The 20,573-nt window shown below is 71.4% G+C and carries 21 protein-coding genes; 13 read left to right on the forward strand and 8 right to left on the reverse strand.

Annotation, left to right across the window (positions count from 1 at the left end):
* Nucleotides 1-86: 86 nt before the first annotated feature.
* The 6 genes from rhaI (at nt 87) to IE263_RS27785 (ending at nt 7,834) form a co-directional block, all read left to right on the forward strand.
* Nucleotides 87-1,247: an L-rhamnose isomerase gene (rhaI, locus tag IE263_RS27760; RefSeq protein ID WP_189940543.1), complete on the forward strand. Its 1,161-nt coding sequence runs from the start codon at nt 87-89 to the stop codon at nt 1,245-1,247.
* Nucleotides 1,248-1,363: 116 nt separating this feature from the next.
* Nucleotides 1,364-3,403 (forward strand): bifunctional aldolase/short-chain dehydrogenase, encoded by a 2,040-nt coding sequence (locus IE263_RS27765; RefSeq protein ID WP_189940544.1) that lies wholly within the window; start codon nt 1,364-1,366, stop codon nt 3,401-3,403.
* 5 nt (nt 3,404-3,408) lie between these two features.
* A complete protein-coding gene (locus IE263_RS27770) occupies nt 3,409-4,860 on the forward strand; it encodes a rhamnulokinase (RefSeq protein ID WP_189940545.1) in 1,452 nt (483 codons plus the stop codon).
* Nucleotides 4,861-4,932: 72 nt separating this feature from the next.
* Complete coding sequence (locus tag IE263_RS27775; protein WP_189940546.1) at nt 4,933-5,688, forward strand: (Fe-S)-binding protein; 756 nt, start codon at nt 4,933-4,935, stop codon at nt 5,686-5,688.
* Entirely contained in the window at nt 5,685-7,163 is a 1,479-nt protein-coding gene (locus IE263_RS27780) for a LutB/LldF family L-lactate oxidation iron-sulfur protein (RefSeq protein ID WP_189940547.1), read from the forward strand. Before IE263_RS27775 ends, IE263_RS27780 begins: the two co-directional genes overlap by 4 nt.
* Nucleotides 7,160-7,834, forward strand: coding sequence for a LutC/YkgG family protein (locus IE263_RS27785; protein WP_189940548.1), 675 nt, complete (start codon nt 7,160-7,162; stop codon nt 7,832-7,834). The genes IE263_RS27780 and IE263_RS27785 overlap by 4 nt, the downstream gene beginning before the upstream one ends.
* Nucleotides 7,835-7,844: 10 nt before the next feature.
* Here IE263_RS27785 and IE263_RS27790 read toward each other — a convergent pair whose 3' ends face one another.
* Together IE263_RS27790 and IE263_RS27795 are read right to left on the reverse strand one after the other, a co-directional pair.
* Nucleotides 7,845-9,383: an FAD-dependent oxidoreductase gene (locus tag IE263_RS27790; protein WP_189940549.1), complete on the reverse strand. Its 1,539-nt coding sequence runs from the start codon at nt 9,381-9,383 to the stop codon at nt 7,845-7,847.
* A gap of 121 nt (nt 9,384-9,504) precedes the next feature.
* A complete protein-coding gene (locus IE263_RS27795) occupies nt 9,505-9,870 on the reverse strand; it encodes a winged helix-turn-helix transcriptional regulator (RefSeq protein WP_189940550.1) in 366 nt (121 codons plus the stop codon).
* A 105-nt stretch (nt 9,871-9,975) separates the two neighbouring features.
* On the opposite strand from IE263_RS27795, the gene IE263_RS27800 reads away from it, so the two are divergent.
* On the forward strand, nt 9,976-10,821 hold the full coding sequence (locus IE263_RS27800; protein ID WP_189940551.1) for an SDR family oxidoreductase: 846 nt from the start codon (nt 9,976-9,978) through the stop codon (nt 10,819-10,821).
* 10 nt (nt 10,822-10,831) lie between these two features.
* Here the strand turns inward: IE263_RS27800 and IE263_RS27805 are convergent, their stop codons facing one another.
* A complete protein-coding gene (locus IE263_RS27805) occupies nt 10,832-11,410 on the reverse strand; it encodes a hypothetical protein (protein ID WP_189940552.1) in 579 nt (192 codons plus the stop codon).
* A gap of 130 nt (nt 11,411-11,540) precedes the next feature.
* On the opposite strand from IE263_RS27805, the gene IE263_RS27810 reads away from it, so the two are divergent.
* A complete protein-coding gene (locus IE263_RS27810) occupies nt 11,541-12,398 on the forward strand; it encodes an AAA family ATPase (protein WP_189940553.1) in 858 nt (285 codons plus the stop codon).
* Complete coding sequence (locus IE263_RS27815; protein WP_189940554.1) at nt 12,395-13,753, forward strand: vWA domain-containing protein; 1,359 nt, start codon at nt 12,395-12,397, stop codon at nt 13,751-13,753. Before IE263_RS27810 ends, IE263_RS27815 begins: the two co-directional genes overlap by 4 nt.
* A 65-nt stretch (nt 13,754-13,818) precedes the next feature.
* On the opposite strand, the gene IE263_RS27820 is transcribed toward IE263_RS27815, so the two are convergent.
* From IE263_RS27820 to IE263_RS27830, 3 genes are all read right to left on the reverse strand, one after another.
* Nucleotides 13,819-14,184, reverse strand: coding sequence for a cupin domain-containing protein (locus IE263_RS27820; protein ID WP_189940555.1), 366 nt, complete (start codon nt 14,182-14,184; stop codon nt 13,819-13,821).
* Nucleotides 14,185-14,328: 144 nt separating this feature from the next.
* Nucleotides 14,329-15,306 carry a pyridoxal-phosphate dependent enzyme gene (locus IE263_RS27825; RefSeq protein ID WP_189940556.1) on the reverse strand — a complete coding sequence of 326 codons (978 nt, stop codon included), beginning with the start codon at nt 15,304-15,306 and terminating at the stop codon, nt 14,329-14,331.
* Complete coding sequence (locus tag IE263_RS27830) at nt 15,303-15,995, reverse strand: helix-turn-helix transcriptional regulator (RefSeq protein WP_189940557.1); 693 nt, start codon at nt 15,993-15,995, stop codon at nt 15,303-15,305. The genes IE263_RS27825 and IE263_RS27830 overlap by 4 nt, the downstream gene beginning before the upstream one ends.
* A 253-nt stretch (nt 15,996-16,248) precedes the next feature.
* On the opposite strand from IE263_RS27830, the gene IE263_RS27835 reads away from it, so the two are divergent.
* Nucleotides 16,249-17,067 carry an SAM-dependent methyltransferase gene (locus tag IE263_RS27835; protein WP_189940558.1) on the forward strand — a complete coding sequence of 273 codons (819 nt, stop codon included), beginning with the start codon at nt 16,249-16,251 and terminating at the stop codon, nt 17,065-17,067.
* Nucleotides 17,068-17,077: 10 nt separating this feature from the next.
* Here IE263_RS27835 and IE263_RS27840 read toward each other — a convergent pair whose 3' ends face one another.
* Complete coding sequence (locus IE263_RS27840) at nt 17,078-17,998, reverse strand: helix-turn-helix domain-containing protein (protein ID WP_189940559.1); 921 nt, start codon at nt 17,996-17,998, stop codon at nt 17,078-17,080.
* Nucleotides 17,999-18,121: 123 nt separating this feature from the next.
* Complete coding sequence (locus IE263_RS27845) at nt 18,122-18,352, reverse strand: DUF397 domain-containing protein (protein WP_189940560.1); 231 nt, start codon at nt 18,350-18,352, stop codon at nt 18,122-18,124.
* 127 nt (nt 18,353-18,479) lie between these two features.
* Between IE263_RS27845 and IE263_RS27850 the strand changes: the two genes are divergently transcribed.
* From IE263_RS27850 to IE263_RS27860, 3 genes are read left to right on the forward strand one after another with little or no spacing between them, the layout of a single operon-like run.
* Nucleotides 18,480-18,935 carry an ATP-binding protein gene (locus IE263_RS27850; RefSeq protein ID WP_189940561.1) on the forward strand — a complete coding sequence of 152 codons (456 nt, stop codon included), beginning with the start codon at nt 18,480-18,482 and terminating at the stop codon, nt 18,933-18,935.
* A gap of 2 nt (nt 18,936-18,937) precedes the next feature.
* Nucleotides 18,938-19,465 (forward strand): hypothetical protein, encoded by a 528-nt coding sequence (locus IE263_RS27855; RefSeq protein WP_189940562.1) that lies wholly within the window; start codon nt 18,938-18,940, stop codon nt 19,463-19,465.
* Entirely contained in the window at nt 19,452-20,417 is a 966-nt protein-coding gene (locus IE263_RS27860) for a pirin family protein (RefSeq protein ID WP_189940563.1), read from the forward strand. The genes IE263_RS27855 and IE263_RS27860 overlap by 14 nt, the downstream gene beginning before the upstream one ends.
* The last annotated feature ends 156 nt before the right edge of the window (nt 20,418-20,573 follow it).

Consider the following 20,573-nt stretch of genomic DNA (forward strand, 5'->3'; position numbering starts at 1 on the left):
TTTCATCACGAGCTCTTCAAAAGCTCGTCCCCAGCTCGTTGGAAGCTCGTCCGGAGCCGTCCGGACCGATGTCACAGGAGCCCGAAGTGACCGACCTCGCCGCGGTGAAAGCCGCGCTGAAGACACAGGCCGTCGAGACGCCGTCGTGGGCGTACGGGAACTCGGGGACCCGCTTCAAGGTGTTCGCCCAGCAGGGCGTTCCGCGCACTCCGCAGGAGAAGCTGGACGACGCCGCCAAGGTGCACGAGTTCACGGGCGTGGCCCCCACCGTCGCCCTGCACATTCCCTGGGACAAGGTGGAGGACTACTCCGCACTTGCGAAACATGCCGAGGACCGGGGGGTGAAGCTGGGAGCGATCAACTCCAACACCTTCCAGGACGACGACTACAAGCTGGGGAGCATCTGTCATCCGGACCCGGTGGTGCGGCGCAAGGCCGTCGACCATCTGCTGGAGTGCGTCGACATCATGGACGCGACGGGGTCGACGGATCTGAAGCTGTGGTTCGCCGACGGGACGAACTATCCCGGGCAGGACGACATCCGTGAGCGGCAGGACCGGCTGGCCGAGGGGCTGGCGGAGGTGTACGAGCGGCTCGGTGACGGGCAGCGGATGCTGCTGGAGTACAAGTTCTTCGAGCCGGCCTTCTACACGACGGACGTGCCGGACTGGGGCACGGCGTACGCGCACTGCCTGAAGCTCGGGCCGAAGGCGCAGGTCGTGGTGGACACCGGGCATCACGCGCCCGGTACCAACATCGAGTTCATCGTGGCCACCCTGCTGCGGGAGGGGAAGCTCGGCGGCTTCGACTTCAACTCGCGCTTCTACGCCGACGACGACCTGATGGTGGGGGCGGCGGATCCGTTCCAGCTGTTCCGGATCATGTACGAGGTCGTGCGTGGGGGTGGGTTCACCTCCGAGGTGGCGTTCATGCTCGACCAGTGCCACAACATCGAGGCGAAGATCCCGGCGATCATCCGGTCGGTGATGAACGTGCAGGAAGCGACGGCGAAGGCCCTGCTGGTCGACCGGTCGGCGTTGGCTGCCGCGCAGGCCTCCGGTGATGTTCTCGAGGCCAATGCGGTGCTGATGGACGCGTACAACACGGATGTGCGGCCGCTGCTTCGTGAGGTGCGGGAGGAGATGGGGTTGGGCCCCGACCCGATTGCTGCGTACCGGGCTTCCGGGTGGGCCGAGAAGATCATTGCTGAGCGGGTTGGTGGGGAGCAGGCCGGTTGGGGGGCGTGAGCGTCTGCCCGGTTCTGTTTCGTCGCGGGGTGCGGGCCGGTTGTGGCTGGTCGCGCAGTTTCCCGCGCCCCTGAAGCACATGCACTCACCCTCTCTCGAGTAAGGACTGACAGTTCATGGCAACCCATCCCGAAGCCGCTGCTCTTCTCGCCCGGTCCCGCCGACTCGGTGCTGATCCCCGTAACACGAACTACGCCGGCGGCAACGCCTCCGCCAAGGGCACCGACACCGATCCCGTCACCGGTGGTGATGTCGAGCTGATGTGGGTGAAGGGGTCCGGTGGGGACCTCGGGACGCTCACCGAGGCGGGGCTGGCGGTTCTGCGGCTGGACCGGCTGCGGGCTCTGCAGGACGTCTACCCGGGCGTCGAGCGCGAGGACGAGATGGTCGCCGCGTTCGACTACTGCCTGCACGGGAAGGGCGGGGCGGCTCCGTCCATCGACACCGCCATGCACGGGCTCGTCGACGCCGCCCATGTCGATCATCTGCACCCCGACTCGGGGATCGCGCTCGCCTGCGCGGCCGACGGGGAGAAGCTGACCGCCGAGTGCTTCGGGGACGCGGTCGCCTGGGTGCCCTGGCGGCGGCCCGGGTTCCAGCTGGGGCTGGACATCGCCGCCATCAAGGCGGCCAACCCGCAGGCGATCGGCGTGATCCTGGGCGGACACGGCATCACAGCCTGGGGTGACACCGCCGAGGAGTGCGAGCGGAACTCGCTGCACATCATCCGGACCGCCGAGGCGTTCCTGGAGGAGCGGGGGAAGGCCGAGCCCTTCGGCGCCGTCATCGAGGGGTACGAGGCGCTGCCCGAGGCCGAGCGCCGGGAGCGGGCGGCCGCCCTCGCGCCGTATGTGCGTGCCATCGCCTCTCAGGACAAGCCGCAGGTCGGGCACTTCAACGACTCCGAGGTCGTCCTCGACTTCGTGGCGCGGGCCGAGCATCCCCGGCTGGCCGCGCTCGGTACGTCGTGCCCCGATCACTTCCTGCGGACCAAGGTGCGGCCGCTCGTCCTCGACCTGCCGCCGACCGCGCCGCTGGAGGAGGCCGTCGCACGGCTGAAGGAACTGCACGTCGAGTACCGGGAGGAGTACGCCGCCTACTACGAGCGGCACGCCCTGCCCGACTCCCCCGCGATGCGCGGTGCCGACCCGGCGATCGTGCTCGTGCCGGGCGTGGGCATGTTCTCCTTCGGCAAGGACAAGCAGACGGCGCGGGTGGCCGGCGAGTTCTACGTCAACGCGATCAACGTGATGCGGGGCGCCGAGGCGGTGTCCTCGTACGCGCCGATCGAGGAGTCGGAGAAGTTCCGCATCGAGTACTGGGCGCTGGAGGAGGCCAAGCTCCAGCGGATGCCGAAGCCCAAGGCGCTGGCCACGCGGGTGGCGCTCGTGACGGGGGCCGGCAGCGGGATCGGGAAGGCGATCGCGCACCGGCTCGTGGCGGAGGGGGCGTGTGTCGTCGTCGCCGATCTCGACGCCGAGAACGCGCAGGCCGTCGCGGAGGAGCTCGGTGGGGCCGACAAGGCCGTCGCCGTGACCGTCGACGTGACGTCGGAGGAGCAGATCGCCGACGCCTTCAAGGCCGCCGTGCTCGCCTTCGGCGGGGTCGACCTCGTCGTCAACAACGCCGGTATCTCCATCTCCAAGCCGCTGCTCGAGACCTCGGCCAAGGACTGGGACCTCCAGCACGACATCATGGCCCGCGGGTCGTTCCTCGTGTCGCGGGAGGCCGCCCGGGTGATGATCGCGCAGGAGCTGGGCGGGGACCTCGTCTACATCGCCTCGAAGAACGCCGTGTTCGCCGGTCCCAACAACATCGCCTACTCCGCGACCAAGGCCGATCAGGCCCATCAGGTGCGGCTTCTCGCCGCCGAGCTGGGTGAGCACGGCATTCGTGTCAACGGGGTCAACCCGGATGGCGTGGTGCGCGGGTCGGGCATCTTCGCCGGTGGCTGGGGTGCGCAGCGGGCGGCCGTGTACGGGGTGGAGGAGGAGAAGCTGGGCGAGTTCTACGCGCAGCGGACCATCCTGAAGCGGGAGGTGCTGCCGGAGCACGTGGCCAACGCCGTGTTCGCGCTGACCGGTGGGGACCTCACCCACACCACCGGGCTGCACGTCCCGGTCGACGCCGGCGTCGCGGCCGCCTTCCTCCGGTGACGGCCGTGAAGTCGTACGCCGCGGTCGACCTCGGCGCCTCCAGCGGGCGGGTGATGGTCGGCCGTATGACCCCGGACTCGCTGGAGCTGACCGAGGCGCACCGCTTCCCCAACCGGCCCGTACGGGTCCCGGAGGGGTTGCGCTGGGACGTGCTCGGGCTGTACGCGGGGGTGCTGGACGGGCTGCGGGCGGCCGGTGCCGCGGCCGGGGGCCGGCTCGACTCGGTCGGCATCGACAGCTGGGCCGTGGACTACGGCCTGCTGGACGCCGACGGGGCCCTGCTCGGCAACCCGGTGCACTACCGCGACGCCCGCACGGAGGGCGTCGCGGAGAAGGTGTGGGCGACCGTGCCGGCCCCGGAGCTGTATACGGCGACGGGGTTGCAGTACGCCCCCTTCAACACCCTCTATCAGTTGACGGCGGCGGCGTCTTCGGCCCAGCTCGCGCATGCTCGGCGCCTGTTGCTCATCCCCGACCTGCTCGCATACTGGCTGACCGGCGAGCAGGGCACCGAGCTGACCAACGCCTCGACGACCCAGCTCATCGATCCCCGGACGCGTGACTGGTCGTACGACGTCGCCGCGCGGCTGGGCATCGACCTGAGTCTGTTCGCGCCGCTGCGACAGCCGGGGGATCCGGCGGGGACGCTGCGGGCGGAGGTGCTGGAGGAGACGGGGCTGGCCGGTCCGGTGACGGTGACGGCCGTCGGTTCGCACGACACCGCGTCCGCGGTGGCCGCCGTGCCGGCGACGGGCGAGAGGTTCGCCTACATCTGCACCGGCACCTGGTCGCTGGCCGGCCTGGAGCTGGACGCGCCCGTGCTGACGGAGGCGAGCCGCGCCGCCAACTTCACCAACGAGCTGGGGCTGGACGGCACGGTCCGCTATCTGCGCAACATCATGGGACTGTGGCTGCTCCAGGAGTGTGTACGGGCCTGGGGCGACCCGGATCTGGGCGTGCTGCTGCGGGAGGCGGCCGGCGTGCCGGCGCTGCGGTCGGTGGTGGACGCCGGGGACGCCGCGTTCCTGGCGCCGGGCCGGATGCCGGAGCGGATCGCCGAGGCGTGCCGGGCGTCGGGGCAGCCGGTGCCGGAGACACGGGGCGAGATCACACGCTGCATCCTCGATTCGCTGGCCCTCGCCCACCGGCGAGCCGTCGAGGACGCCCAGCGGCTGGCCGGCCACCCCGTCGACGTCGTGCACGTCGTCGGGGGCGGCACCCGCAACGCGCTGCTCTGCCAGCTCACCGCCGACGCCTGCGGGCTGCCGGTGGTGGCCGGTCCGACGGAGGCGGCCGCCCTCGGCAACGTCCTGGTCCAGGCCCGGGCGCACGGCCTGGTCGGTGACCGCCACGCCATGCGGCGGCTGCTCGCCCGTACCCAGCCCCTGACCCGGTACGAGCCGCAGGGCGGCACCGACCGCTGGCGCGAGGCGGAGGCCCGGCTCGCCACGCGGTGAGCCGGGGTCTCCCCCGACCCGAGGTGCCGGACTACTCTGCACTCATCCGATGACCAACCCCGAGGAGCCGCGATGCGTGTCGCACTGTTCCTGACCTGTGTCAACGACACGCTCTATCCGGACACCGGCCGTGCCGTGCTGAAACTGCTGACCAGGCTGGGCGTCGAGGTGGACTTCCCGATGGCCCAGACCTGCTGCGGACAGGCCCACTACAACACCGGCTACCGCCACGAGGCCGAGCCGCTGGCCCGGCATTTCTCCGATGTCTTCGGGGAGTACGAGGCGATCGTGACGCCGTCCGGGTCGTGTGGGGCGATGGTGCGGGAGCTGTATCCGCGGATGGGCGAGCGGGCGCGGGCCGAGGGGCGGGGGGACACACTGGCGGCGACCCTGGCGCCGGTGGTGCCGAAGACGTACGAGCTGACCGAGTTCCTGGTGGACGTGCTCGGGGTGACGGACGTCGGGGCCTACTACCCGCACACGGTGACCTACCACCCGACCTGTCACGGGCTGCGCGGGCTCGGGCTCGGGGAGCGGCCCCGGCGGCTGCTGCAGGCCGTGAAGGGGCTGGAGCTGGTGGAGCTGCCGGGGGCGGACGAGTGCTGTGGTTTCGGCGGCACCTTCGCGCTGAAGAACTCCGACGTCTCGGCGGCGATGGGCGCGGACAAGGTGCGCAACGCCCAGTCGACGGGCGCCGAGGTGCTGTGCGCGGCGGACAACTCGTGTCTCATGCACATCGGCGGCACGATGGCCCGGCTCCAGTCGGGCATGCGGCCGGTGCACATCGCGGAGATCCTGGCGAGCACGGAGGAGGAACCGGCGGTATGAGCGGCACGTTCGTAGGGATGCCGGCCTTCCCCGAGGCCGCGCACGAAGCGGTCAACAACCCGACCCTGCGCGGCAATCTGCGCCACGCCACGCACACCATCCGCGCCAAGCGGGCGAAGGCCGTGGCCGAGGTGTCCGACTGGTCCGCGCTGCGGGAGGCGGGCAAGCAGATCAAGGACCACACACTCCGCCATCTCGACCGCTACCTGGTGCGGTTGGAGGAGTCCGTCACGGCTGCGGGGGGCATCGTCCACTGGGCCGCCGATGCCGACGAGGCCAACCGGATCGTCGCCCGACTGGTCAAGGAGACCGGCGAGTCGGAGGTCGTCAAGGTCAAGTCCATGGCCACGCAGGAGATCGGCCTCAACGAGGCCCTCGAAGCCGAGGGCATCCGCGCCTACGAGACCGATCTCGCCGAGCTGATCGTGCAGTTGGGCCGCGATCGTCCCTCCCACATTCTCGTGCCGGCGATCCACCGCAACCGCGGTGAGATCCGGGACATCTTCACGCGCGAGATGAGCGAGTGGGGCCGCCCGGCACCCGAGGGTCTCACCGACACGCCCGCCGAACTCGCCGAGGCCGCCCGGCTGCACCTGCGGGAGAAGTTCCTGCGCGCCAAGGTCGGGATCTCCGGCGCCAACTTCATGGTCGCCGAGACCGGCACCCTCGTGGTCGTCGAGTCCGAGGGCAACGGGCGCATGTGCCTCACCCTGCCCGAGACCCTGATCTCCGTCGTCGGCATCGAGAAGATCGTGCCGACCTGGCGGGACCTGGAGGTGTTCCTGCAGACCCTCCCCCGCTCCTCCACGGCCGAACGCATGAACCCGTACACGTCCATGTGGACCGGAACCACCGACGGGGACGGCCCGCAGACCTTCCATCTGGTCCTGCTGGACAACGGCCGCACCGACACCCTCGCCGACGAGGTCGGCCGCCAGGCCCTGCGCTGCATCCGCTGCTCGGCCTGTCTGAACGTCTGCCCGGTGTACGAGCGGGCCGGTGGCCACGCCTACGGCTCGGTCTACCCGGGCCCGATCGGTGCGATCCTCAGCCCCCAGCTCCGGGGCACCGCAAGCGAGATCGACGCCTCACTGCCGTACGCCTCGTCGCTGTGCGGAGCCTGCTACGAGGTGTGCCCGGTCGCCATCGACATCCCCGAGGTGCTGGTGCACCTGCGGGAACGGGTCGTCGAGGGCGGGCCGGTGACGCGAGAGGGCAACAAGGTGGTGCTGAAGCCGGCCAAGGGGCATGCGGCCGAGCGGGCCGCGATGCGGGCCGCCCGCTGGGCCTTCGCCCGGCCCGGCGCCCTGCGCGCGGGGCAGCGGCTGGCGTCCCGTACCCGTCGGCTGCATCCGCGGACGCTGCCCGGTCCCGGGAAGGCGTGGAGTGATTCGCGGGATCTGCCGGCGGTGCCCGCCGAGCCGTTCCGGGACTGGTGGCAGCGGACGCAGGGCGGAAAGGGCGACGCGAAGTGAGCAGCAGGGAACGGATCCTGGGCCGGGTGCGGCGGGCGCTGGCGGACGTACCGCGGGACGACACTCCCCCAGTGCCTGAAGGGCCTGGGAGGGACCCCCAGTACGAGCAGGCGGTTTCACGTGCGTATGTGCGGGAGCACGGCAGCCGGAGTGTCGCGGAGACGGTGGATCTGCTGGCGGAGAACCTGGCGGACTACCGGGCGATCGTGCACCGCTGCACGGCGGACGATCTGGCCGCGACGATCGCCGGGATTCTGGCTGCCCGGGGCTCGGGGACGGTGCTGGTACCGCCGGGCCTGGAGCCGGAGTGGCTCACGGCGGCCGACGTCGAGCAGGTCCCGGACCGGGCCGCCAGCACCCCGCACGAACTGGACCGCGTCGACAGCGTGGTCACGGCGTGCGCGGTCGCCGTTGCGGAGACGGGGACGATCGTGCTGGACGGCTCGCCCGACCAGGGCCGCCGCCGCATCACCCTCGTCCCCGACCACCACGTCTGCGTCGTACGCGTCCCCGACCAGGTCGTCTCCTCCGTCCCGCAGGCCCTCGAACGCCTCGACCCGGCCCGCCCGTCGACCTGGATCTCCGGGCCGTCGGCGACCAGCGACATCGAACTGGACCGGGTGGAGGGGGTGCACGGGCCGCGCACGCTGGAGGTGATCCTGGTCGGCTGACCGGACATGCTCACAAGTCGCGGTGTTCCAGGGGGTGTTGGGCTGGACCTTGGATGATCCGGCCCTCGACGTCGAAGCGGGAGCCGTGGCACGGGCACTCCCAGGCGCGTTCGGCGTGGTTGAACGCGACCAGGCAGCCCAGATGGGTGCAGCGCGCGGAGAGGGCGTGGAGCTGTCCGGCCTCGTCGCGGTGGACGGCGCACCGCTCCCCGGAGACGCGGACGATGGCGCCGTCGCCGGGGGCGATCTCGTCCACCGAAGGGCCGGTCGCCGTCGGCAGCCGGTCGCCGACGAAGTGGCGGGCCACATCGGCCTGGTGCTTGAGGAAGGCCGCGCCCTCACGGACGACGGACGCGATGCGGCGCGGGTCGTAGAGGTCGCTCCAGGGGCAGTCGCGGCCGGTGATGCGCTCGCTGAGCAGGCGGCCCGCCATGATGCCGCTGCTCATGCCCCAGCCGCCGAAGCCGGTGGCCACGTAGGTGTTCTTGCTGCCGGGGTGGAGGGGGCCGACGAGCGGGACGGAGTCGGTGGAGTCGTTGTCCTGCGTGGCCCAGCGGTGGGTGAAGGTCAGGTCGCCGAAGCGGTCGGTCGCCCAGCCGGCGAGCCGCTCGAAGCGTTCCTCGACGTCTTGGCCGGTGCCCGGGGTGAAGTGCTCGCCCGTCACGACGAGCAGGCGCCGGCCGTCGCCCAGGGGTGCCGTGCGCACCGAGCGGGTGTTCTGCTCCTGGGTGATGTACATGTCGCGCGGTGCCCTGGCGGCGTCGATCGGCGCGGCCACCACCAGTTCGCGGCGCGGGGAGAGGCGGGTGAAGAGAAGGGCGCGGTCGAAGACGGGGTAGTGGGTGGCGACGACCACGTGGTGGGCGGTCACCTTCGTCGCGGAGGCCGGGGACTCGGCGATCAGTTCGCAGGGGTCGCCCTCGTGGAGGCCGGTGATGCGGGTGTACTCGTGGATGCTGCCGCCGAGCCGCCGGATGCCGTCGGCGACGGCCAGGAGGTACTTACGGGGGTGGAACTGGGCCTGTTCCGCGACCCGGACCGCGCCCGCGACGGGGAACGGCAGCTCCGTCTCGGTCACGTACTCGGCGGGCAGCCCCGCCTCCCGCGCGGCCTCCGCCTCGGCCTTCAGCCGGCCGGTACGGGCGGGGTCCTCGGCGTAGGTGTAGGCGGTGGTGTCCTCCCACTCGCAGTCGACGCCCAGCTCCTCGGCGGTCTCCGCCGCGTGGCGGATGGCGTCCATCTGCGAGCGGGCGTACAGGCGGGCGCCTTCCGGACCGCGGGTGCGCCGCAGGTGGTCGTAGACGAGGGTGTGCTGGGCGCTCAGCTTCGCCGTGGTGTGGCCGGTGACGCCGGCCGCGATCCGGCGCGCCTCCAGCACGGCGACCTTCCGGCCCCGCCGCGCCAGCTCCCAGGCCGTGCTGAGCCCCGCGATGCCCGCGCCGACGACGGCGACGTCGACATGGAGGGGCCCCTCCGGAGGGGGCGCGGGATCGCCGGGCGGGACGCTGTCCAGCCAGTACGACCCGTGGATGTCCGCCTGCTCGTCCATGGGCACCGAGTTCCCTCGGCCGGGCGGGTCACACGGACGACCGATGAGCGGGGGCATCGGTGACCGGGGGAATCGGTGACCGACGGGGCCGGTGTCAGGCGCACTCGGTGAGGGGCGGGAGTCACCCCCTCCGGTCGTAGCCCTCCCGGGCCTGCTCCACCTTGGGCAGGTTGTCGGTGGCCCAGTCGGCGAGGTGGGCGAAGAGCGGGGCGAGGCTGAGGCCGAGCTCGCTGATCTCGTACTCGACGCGCGGGGGCACCTCCGGGTGGTAGGTGCGCACCACCAGACCGTCGCGTTCCAGCTGGCGCAGGCGCTGGGTCAGGACCTTGGGGGTGATGTTCGTGATCCTTCGTTCCAGCTCGACGAAGCGCTGGCGGCCATGGGCGTGGAGGGTCCACAGGATGGGCGTGGTCCAGCGGCTGAACACGAGGTCCACGACGGGGGCGATGGGACAGGCGAGTTCGGGATCGGTCGTGACGCCGGTCATGTACACCCCTCTTGGGAAGTCACTTTCCTCTGGGTACCTACTATATCGGCGGTGTTAGCGTCGCCCCCGCAACGCCAACCACCCACTCGGAAAAGGGAGTTACTCATGATTGTGGTGACGGGGGCGACCGGGAACGTCGGCCGTGAGCTGGTCCGACTCCTCACGGCTGCGGGCGAGCGGGTCACCGCCACCTCCCGGAGCATCTCGAACGGGGAAGTCCCGGACGGCGTACGGCGGTTGCGTGCCGACCTCACCGACACGGACAGCCTGCGGCCCGTGTTCGACGGGGCCGACGCGCTGTTCCTGCAGAACGGTGGCGCCGCCCTGCAACTGCTCAGCCCGCGGGACATCCTCGACGTCGCCAAGTCCGCCGGGGTCGACCGGGTGGTGCTGCTGTCGTCCCAGGGGGTGGCGACCCGGCCGGAGTCGGAGTCGCACGGGGCGCTCGCGGGCGCGATCGAGGACGCCGTCCGGGAGTCGGGCCTGGACTGGACGATCCTGCGGCCGGGCGGCTTCCACTCCAACGCCTACGCCTGGGCGGAGCCGGTACGCGCCCATCGCACCGTCGCGGCGCCCTTCGGCGACGTCGGCCTGCCCACCGTCGATCCGGCCGACATCGCCGAGGTCGCCGCAGTCGCCCTGCGGGAGGACGAACACGCCGGTCGGATCTACGAGTTGACCGGGCCCGGCCCCACGACCCCCCGACAGCGGACGGAGGCCATCGGCAGGGCGATCGGTGAGCCGGTCCGGTTCGTCGAGCAGACGCGCGAGGAGGCGCGCGAGCAGATGCTGGCGTTCATGCCGGACCCCGTGGTCGAGACCACCCTGTCCATCCTCGGCGAACCGACGCCCGCCGAACGGCGCGTGAGCCCGGATGTGCAGCGGGTGCTGGGCCGCGCACCGCGCACCTTCGAGGAGTGGGCGCGGCGCAACGCGGACGCGTTCCGGTGAGCGGTCCGGCTCACGAGTAGACCAGGGGGCAGCCGTACCGCAGTGAGTACTGGGCGGCGCGCAGGTACAGCGCGGCGTAGAAGGCGGTGTCCAGGTCCGCGCTCCACGGCCCCGGTCTGGCCGCGGTGGCCCTGACCGCCTCGCCGTCCAGGAACCACGCGGTCAGTTCGAGGTTGCCGCCCGTCGCCGGTATGACGTCGAGTGGCAGGTCGAGGATCCCGGCCAGCCGCTCGGCGAGGGCGAGGATCTGCGGGGCGCCGGCGATCACCGTCTCGTCCCAGTACGCCGAGCCGACGGGCAGCAGGACTCGCTCCTCCAGGCAGAGCGGCACCAGGACGGTCCATCCCAAGAGGGTGTCCCGCTCGGCCTCGGTCAGATGCGCCTCGCAGAACGCCGCGAACCCCTGCATCGAGGGGCTGACCTTCTCCTCGAACCAGCCGCCGCCGACGGCGGCCCCGGAAACGGTCTCGTAGGGCGGCAGACCGCGCCGCCTCAGCTCCTCGTTGAGGCCCGAGGCAACGTCCGCGTGGCCGCCCTCGTCCTCACCGAACCATTCCCGCTCGTCGACACTCACCAGATACACGCCCATGATCGCAACGTACCGGGCGGCACTGACAACGCCGCCGGAATCCGGTGACAAAAGCTCTGAACAAGCGCTTAGATAGTGAGGTCGCACGCCCCGCGTGCGGTCCGACACCGCCCGACCTCCGGAGGCCCCGTTGTTCACGTCCGTCGACGATGTCTCCGCCCGTCTCGCCGAGACCGGCTACCTCGCCTCCCCCGCCGTCGCCACCACCGTGTTCCTCGCCGACCGGCTCGGCAAGCCGCTCCTCGTGGAGGGCCCGGCCGGGGTCGGCAAGACGGAACTCGCCAAGGCCGTCGCCGCGGTGGCGGGGGCCCGGCTGGTACGCCTGCAGTGCTACGAGGGCGTCGACGAGTCCCGGGCGCTGTACGAGTGGAACCACGCCAAGCAGTTGCTGCGCATCAGCGCGGGCCGCGACGAGACGTGGGACGAGACACGCACGGACATCTTCAGCGAGGAGTTCCTCCTCCCGCGCCCGTTGCTGACCGCGATCCGCGGCGACGAGCCGACGGTGCTGCTGATCGACGAGACGGACAAGGCCGACGTCGAGGTGGAGGGCCTGCTCCTCGAAGTCCTCAGCGACTTCCAGGTGACCGTCCCGGAGCTGGGCACCATCACCGCGACCCGCCGCCCCTTCGTCGTGCTGACGTCGAACGCGAGCCGTGAGCTGTCGGAGGCGCTGCGCCGTCGCTGCCTGTTCCTCCACATCGGCTTTCCCGACGAGGAGCTGGAGCGCCGGATCGTCCGGCTGAAGGTGCCCGGCATCGACGCGGCGCTGGCCAAGTCGGTGGTCCGGGTGGTCGGGGCGCTGCGCGCGATGGACCTGCGCAAGGTGCCCTCCGTCGCGGAGACCATCGACTGGGCGCGCACCCTGCTCGCCCTGGGGGCCGGCACGCTCGACGCGACGCTCGTCCGCGACACGCTGGGTGTGATCCTCAAGCACCAGGACGACGTGCAGAAGGCGGCGGCGAAGCTCGACCTGGACGCGGTATGACCGCGCCGGCGGACGCGACCGCACGGCTCACCGGTTTCGTCGCCGCGCTGCGTGCGCACGGCGTCCGCATCGGTACCGGGGAGACGGTGGACGCGGCGCAGGCAGCGGCGGCGCTGGGGTTCGCGGACCGGGTGCTGCTGCGCGAGGGGCTCGCCGCGACGCTGCTGCACACCACGGATCAACGGCGCCTGTTCGACGCCGTCTTCGACCTGTACTTCCCGCGAGGCGTGGGCGCGCCCGAGGGGGAAACCGGTGACCGGGACGACCTGCGGGACCGGCTCGCCGACGCCCTCGCCGCGGGCGACGACATACTGCTCGCCCAGTTGGCGGTCGAGGCGGTCGACGGGCTGGGCGGATACGGGAGTTCACCGGGATCGGACGGCTGGTCGTCGTACCAGACGCTCGAACGGCTGCGCCCGCAGACGCTGATGGCGCGCGTGCGGGACGACGTCCGGCGGCAGGGCGGGGGTGAGGGCTTCACCGGGCGGCTGCTGGAGGACGAGATCCGGCGGCGTATCGAGGCCTTCCGGGCGCTGGTGGCCGCCGAGGCGCGGCGGCGGGTGGCGGAGCGGCGCGGGCGGGACGAGATCGCCCGGCGGGCGGTGGCGCCGACCGCTGACCGGGTCGACTTCCTCTACGCGGGAAAGGACCGGCTGGCCGAACTGCGGCGGACCGTACAGCCGTTGGCGCGCAAGTTGGCCACCCGGCTGGCCGCGCGACGGCGTCGGGCCTCCCGTGGCACGATCGATCTGCGCCGCACTCTGCGCGGCTCGCTGTCGACGGGCGGGGTTCCGATGCGGCCGGTGCTGCGCCGGCGTCGCCCGGCCCGCCCCGAACTGGTGCTGCTGTGCGATGTGTCGGGCTCGGTCGCGGGCTTCTCCGACTTCACGATGCTGCTGGTGCAGGCGCTGCACGACCAGTTCAGCAAGGTGCGCGTCTTCGCCTTCGTCAACCGGATCGACGAGATCACCGGGCTCCTCGACCACGGCGCCGCCGACCCGGAGGGCCTCGGCGCCCGTATCCGCGCCGAGGCGACCCTGACCGGCTGGCACGGCAGCAGCGACTACGGCGTCGCCCTGGGCGAGTTCGCGGAACGGTACGCGGGCGCGGTCGGCCCGCGCACGACGGTGTTCGTGCTCGGCGACGCCCGTACGAACATGAGCGACCCGAACCTGGCGGCCGTCCGGCAGATCGCCGAACGGGCCCGCCACGTCCACTGGTTGAACCCGGAGCCGCGCGCGCAGTGGGGCACGGGCGACTCGGCCGCGTACGCCTACGCCGAGCTGGTCGCGATGCACGAGTGCCGCAACGCCCACCAACTCGGCGCTCTGATCGGGCGGTTGCTTCCCGTCTGACCCGGCTATGACCCAGCACGTCCTACCGGACCTGCCCAGCCCTGACCGGACCTGCCCAGCCCTGACTAGCCCTCCTTGGCCTTCGCGTAGTCCGTGGCCATGGCTCCCGCGAAGTCGTACAGCACGCACTGTTCGTCGCCCACGACCCAGGCGTCGTGTCCGGGCGGGACCACGAAGACGTCGCCGGGGCCCAGCTCACCCTCGCCGCCTTCGTCCATGGTGATGTGCAGGCGCCCCTGGACGACGTAGCCGTTGTGGTGGACCTGGCAGGTGTCGGTGCCCGCGATCGGTGCCACGGACTCCGACCAGCGCCAGCCGGGCTCAAAGGTCGCCACCGCGAAGTCGAGGCCCGTCATATGGACGGCTTCGAGGTGACCTCGGGGGAAATCACGCCGCTCGTCCGGCTTGTCGAGCGTCTTCACTTCCAGCATGACGCTCCTCCCTTCCGGCCGTGCTTCCACTACGGCCGGGGCCCGTCTCCCCGGCGGCCCTGGACGTCACCGGTGGGGCCGAGCCCCACACCTCCATCGTCCGCCCGCACCTCAGGGGCCGCCATTCGGGTGAACCGCGCCGCCTCAGGAGCCGCCGGCGCAGAGCCGCGCGAACCGGTCCGCGTCGATGTTGCCGCCGGAGACGATCACGCCGACGTGGCGCGGCAGGGCGCCGGCCCGGCCGGAGAGCAGCGCGGCCAGCGGGGTGGCACCGCTCGGCTCGACGACGATCTTCAGGCGCTCGAAGGCGAACCGCATGGCCGCGCGGATCTCGTCGTCGGAGACCAGGGCGATGGCGTCGACGAGCCTCCGGTTCACCGAGAAGGTCAGTTCACCGGGCGTGTGCAGAGCCTGACCGTCAGCGATGGTGTGCGGCACGGGGATGCTCACGCGCCGGCCCGCCTCCAGCGACCGCTTGGTGTCGTCCCCGGCCTCCGGCTCGACGCCCACGACCCGGATCCCCTCGTACAGCCCCTTCGCGACCGTCGCGCTCCCGGCGATCAGCCCGCCCCCGCCGACCGGTGTCAGCAGGGCACCCAGCTCCCCCACTTCCTCGAGGAGTTCGAGTGCGGCGGTGCCCTGTCCCGCCATGACGTGCGGGTGCTCGTAGGGCGGGATCAGGGTCAGGCCCCGCTCGGCGGCCAGGGCCTCGGCGATGGCCACCCGGTCGCCGTCGTAGCGGTCGTACGTCACGATCTCGGCGCCGTACGCCTCGGTCGCCTCCCGCTTGGAGCGCGGGGCGTCCTCGGGCATGACGATCACGGCGGTGGTGCCGAGTTCACGGGCGGCGAGGGCGACGGCCTGGGCGTGGTTGCCGGAGGAGTAGGCGGCGATGCCCCGTTCGAGCTGTTCGGGGCTCAGCCGGGAGGCCGCGTTGTAGGCTCCGCGGAACTTGAAGGCGCCCACCCGCTGGAAGTTCTCGCACTTCAGCAGGACTTCGGCTCCGACGAGTGCGTCGAGGGTGCGGGAGCGGAGCACGGGCGTGCGGTGGGCGACGCCCTTGAGTCGGGCGGCCGCGTCGCGGACGTCGTCGAGGGTGATCGGCGGGGGTGTGGTCGTCACGGGTTGGCTCCCTCAGAGGTGTCGTGGGCGCTGGTCGTGCCGGCCGCCCTCGCCTGGGACAGGTAGCTGTACGCGGAGGCCCGGGAGATGCCGAGGCGGGCGGCGACCTGCTCGATCGCGCGGCGCACCGCGAACACGCCGCGTTCGTCCAGGCTGCGGAAGAGCTCCAGGCGGCGCGGCCGGTCGAGTCCGGCCCAGGTCTGGTCCAGATGGCTGTCGAGGAGGGCGTCGACGACGGAGTCGATGTCGTCGCCGAAGGTGGTCACCGGCGCCTCCGCGGGCGGTCCGCCGGCCCCGGCGAGCGCGGCGAGCAGGCTCTGCACCCGGTCGACCTCGGTGACGTCGACGTTGACGCACAGGGCGCCGAACACCGCGCCCGTGGAGTCGCGCAGCACCATCGTCGACGACTTCACCAGCCGGCCGGCGCCCGTACGGGTGACGTAGTTCAGCTCGTCGGTGGCCTCGTCGCCGCGGGCGAGGACGCGCATGCCGATCTCGCTCATCGCCCCGCCGACCGTCCGCCCGGTCACCGACCCGGCGACGGCGACCACGGACTTCTCCGGCCGCCGGTAGTCGTGCAGCACCGCTTCGCACACCGGCCCGAACGTCGCCGCGATCCCGTCGACGACGGGGGCGAGCGCCCGCAGGATCGCGTCCCGCTCCGCCTCCCGGGGGTCCTCGACCGCCATCCACCCTCCCGTGCAGCTCCTGACGGATTCAGCTCCGCCGGACTCGGCTCCGTCCGACTCCGCTCCGCCGGACTCGATTAGACCACAAATCCAAGAGCTGGACGAACAGTCCAGCGAGCGAGCCTTTCGCCACCTCCCCCGTCCCGCCTTCAGGGGAACCGTCGATCAAGGGGTGGCACCGCCAATTGCCGTGTCCCTAGGATGGGTTGTCGACCGCGCCGGTCCGCGGCACGGCCCGGAACTGGGGGAAGAGATGCAGCCTGGCAACCAGTTGTCCACGAAGATCGATGCCACGGTTCCCACGGCCGCGCGCATGTACGACCACTACCTGGGCGGCAAGGACAACTACGCGGCGGACCGCGCGGCCTGCGAGGAGCTCGACAAGGTCGTCCCGAGCACCCGCGCCCTCGCGCTGAACAACCGGCGTTTCCTGCAGCGGGTCGTGAAGACCCTGACGCAGGAGTACGGCATCCGGCAGTTCCTGGACCACGGGTCCGGTCTCCCCACGCAGGACAACGTGCACCAGGTCGCCCAGCACATCGACCCCAGCGCACACGTCGTCTACGTCGACAACGACCCGATGGTGCTCGTGCACGGCCGGGCCCTGCTGGAACAGGACGAGCGCACCACCGTCATCCACGCCGACATGCGCGAGACCGAGGCGATCTTCAGCCACCCGGACACCGAGCGCCTGATCGACTTCTCGCAGCCGGTGGCCGTGCTGTTCAACTCGGTCTTCCACTGCATTCCGGACAGTGAGACGGACGGCCCGCTCGCGGTGGTCCGCCGGGTCGTCGAGCGTCTCGCTCCGGGCAGCTATCTGGTGATGTGTCAGCTGGTCAGCGAGGACCCGAAGGTGCGGGACTTCGTCACGGACTTCATGGACCAGGCCACCCAGGGACACTGGGGCCGCGTACGCGAGGAGAAGGACGTCGCCGAGTGGTTCGAGGGTCTGGAGATCCTCGAACCGGGGCTGGTGGAGGTCTCCACCTGGCGCCCGGACAGCGAGGTGACGCCCCGTCAGCTCACCCAGGAGTGGATCGAGTTCGGCGGAGTGGGCCGCCTGGGCTGACCGGAAAGGGTCACGAGGCGGGGTAGCGCCGGTCCCTCGTCTCCCTCAACAGGTCCAGGGAGTCACGCGGTTGGAGCGCTTCGTCGGCCAGCCGGTCCAGTGTGATCCGGTACTCCTCCGTCTCGTCCCGGCCCTCCAGGAAGGTGGCGCTCCTGATCTGCTCGAGATAGACGACATCGGGCAGATCGGAGCCGCCGAACCGCAGATAGGTCACGGGAATGGCCGGCGCGGAGGCATGCGTCACGTCCAACGGCACGACCTGGACGGTGACATGGGGCAGTTGCGCCATCCGCACGAGGTGGTCGAGCTGCTCCCGCATCACCTGGCGGCCGCCCAGGACGCGCAGCAGCACCGACTCGTCGACGATGGCCCACAACTGCGGGGCGTCGGGGCGGTCGAGCAGCTCGCGGCGCCGCGTCCGCAAGTCCACCCGGCGCTCGACCTCCCGGTCCGACGCCGTCGGCAGCCCGCGCTCCACGACGGCGCGGGTGTACGCGGGGATCTGCAACAGGCCGGGCACGTACTGGATTTCGAAGGTACGGATCGCCATGGCCGCCTCCTGCAGTCCGACCAGCCGGTCGAACCACTCGGGCATCAGCCGCTTGTCGTAGCGCTGCCACCAGCCCGGCTCCCCGGCGCGCCGCAGCAACTGCAGCAGTACGGACGCCTCGTACTCGTCGGCCTTGTACTGCTCCAGGAGCGCGCGCACGTCCGCCTCGGCGGGTGGGCGGCGCCCCTTGCCCGCCTCGATCCGCGACAGCTTCGCCGGGCTGAACCCGAGGGCACGCGCGGCCTGCTCCTGGGAGAGTCCGGCGTCCTCCCGGATGCCCGCCAACTGCACACCGACCAGCATTTTCAGCAAGGTCGGGGCAGGCTCGGCCCGGTTCAGATACGGTTCGAGGCGGGAGACGCGAGGTGACTCGGCAGGCATCCTGACTCCCCCCTTGACCGGCAGACGACAGACCGCATTATCGCACCCGAAGGCCTCCGACCGTACGGAGCACGGGAATTGATGCCGCACCCGTGCCCCGGACCAGAGGTGATCACAGGTCTTTCACAGCAGGTGGTCGAACTCCCCGCCCTTCGCCCCGGCGAGGAACGCGGCCACCTCCGCCGGTGTGTAGACCAGGGCCGGGCCGTCGGGGTCACGCGAGTTGCGCATCGCGATCCCTCCCCCGTCCAGGACGGCCACCTCGACGCAGTTGCCCTCGGCGTTGCTGTGGCTGCTCTTGATCCAGCGAACGCCCAGCGCGCTCGCCCGCACTCCGTTCGGCACTGACGACACTGCACTCTCCTCGCTCGTACGCGCAATTTCCCGTGAAATTGCACGAGGACATCGTCAGCGTGGATAATAACGGTGTCGTCAACCGCACTTCTGGCGCCCCGTTCTGACGTCGCCTCAGGGAGATGCCGTGTCATCACCTGCGCAGTTCCGGAGTCACGAGTCCGTCCGGTACTCGTCCAGAACCGCCACACTGCACCTCACAGGCAGCCGGGAGGGCTTCGCCGAGGCGCGGGACTTCACCCACCGCACCCTCGACAGCTGGTCCCTGGACCACTGCGCCGACGACGCGCTCACCGTCGTCACCGAACTCGCCGCCAACGCCGTCCTGCACGCACTGCCGGACCTGCCCGACGACGCTGCCGACGTACGGCTCAGGCTCACCCAGCGCCGCTCCCACCTGGTGTGCGCGGTCACCGACCCGAGCGACGGACTGCCCGTCTACCCGCGCACCGACGATTCCCTGCTGGAGCACGGCCGCGGCCTGCACATCATCGAAGCCCTCTCGGAGCACTGGGGCTGGACCCGGCGCTCCCCCGTGGGCAAGACCGTCTGGGCCATGCTGCCGACCCGTCCCCCCACCTGACCATGACTCCCACGAAGAGATCCGCACCGCTCGAGGACCTGGGACACGTGCCGTGGCCCGAGATCAAGGACTCGACCGGCTGCGCCGCGGCCATCCCCTTCCTGCTGGACGCCGTCGCCCGGGGCGACGCCGACACCGCGGGCTCCGCCCTCGGCGAACTGCGCCGGCGCATCTGCCAGTACGGCTTCCTGGTGGGCCAGGCGACGGCGGCGACGGTGCCCTTCCTCTGGGAGCTCGTCCGGCTTCCACAGGTCACCTGCCGCGTCGGGATCCTGCACCTGCTGAAGAGCATCGCCGACGCCCGCCAGTGGGAGACCACGGCCGCCGCCTACCCCAAGCTGCTGCGCCGCCGCGACAACTACGTGGAATGGGAACGCGAGGCCCGCCACGCCGTCCACGCCCAGCGCGGCGTCCTGCGCCACCTCCTCGACGAACCGGACCGGGAGATCGTCCGGGCGAGCGAGGAACTCGCCGCCACGCTGGGCAATCGGTCAAGCGCTGACCTAGGTTGTCGGCATGAGCAACCTTGACCGTGCGCCCGTGCCGAGCGTCTGCGGCGGACGTGGATTCGTCGTCGCCGAGCCCGTCCGTGAGCTGCTGAGCCCCCGGCAGGTGAAGCTCGGGGAGTCGACCGAGGTGCGTCGGCTGCTGCCGAACCTGGGGCGGCGCATGATCGGAGCCTGGGCCTTCGTCGACCACTACGGCCCCGACGACATCGCCGACGAGCCCGGGATGCAGGTCCCGCCGCATCCCCACATGGGCCTGCAGACGGTCAGCTGGCTGCACGAGGGTGAGGTGCTGCACCGGGACTCCACCGGCAGCCTCCAGACCATCCGGCCCCGTGAACTGGGGCTCATGACGTCGGGCCGCGCGATCAGCCACTCCGAGGAGAGCCCGAAGGCGCACGCCCGCTATCTGCACGGCGCCCAGCTGTGGGTCGCCCTGCCCGACGCCCACCGGCACACCGAGCCCCGCTTCGAACACCACGCCACCCTGCCCACCGTCACCGCTCCCGGCCTCACGGCCACCGTGATCCTCGGCGACCTCGACGGCGCGACCTCGCCCGGCACGGCGTTCACCCCGATCGTCGGCGCCGACCTCGCGCTCGCCCGGGGCGCCGATGTGCGGCTGCCGCTCGTCCCCGACTTCGAGTACGGCGTGCTGGCGATGTCCGGCGAGGTGCACGTGGACGGCGTGCCGGTACTGCCGGGCTCGATGCTCTACCTCGGCTGCGGCCGCTCCGAGCTGCCCCTGCGGGCCGAGTCCGACGCGGGGCTGATGCTGCTCGGCGGCGAGCCCTTCGCCGAGGAGCTCGTCATGTGGTGGAACTTCGTCGGCCGCACCCAGGCGGAGATCGAACAGGCCCGCCAGGACTGGATGACAGGCACCCGCTTCGGCGAGGTCCACGGCTACGACGGGGCTCCGCTGCCCGCGCCGGAGCTGCCGACCACGCCGCTGAAACCGCGGGGAAGGGTGCGCTGACCTGGGAAAAGCCGGGCTTCCGGTCCAGGCAGTCAAGATGGCGTGCTCGTGTCCTGAAGGGCGGTGGCTCAAGGCGTCACCGGTAGCGCGGGATGCGCACCGGTGCGGCGACTGGGAGTGAACCGCCTCGTCGGCGGCCGGGATGGTGCGCGCACC

The organism is Streptomyces aurantiogriseus (genome assembly GCF_014649375.1).
Taxonomy (GTDB): domain Bacteria; phylum Actinomycetota; class Actinomycetes; order Streptomycetales; family Streptomycetaceae; genus Streptomyces; species Streptomyces aurantiogriseus.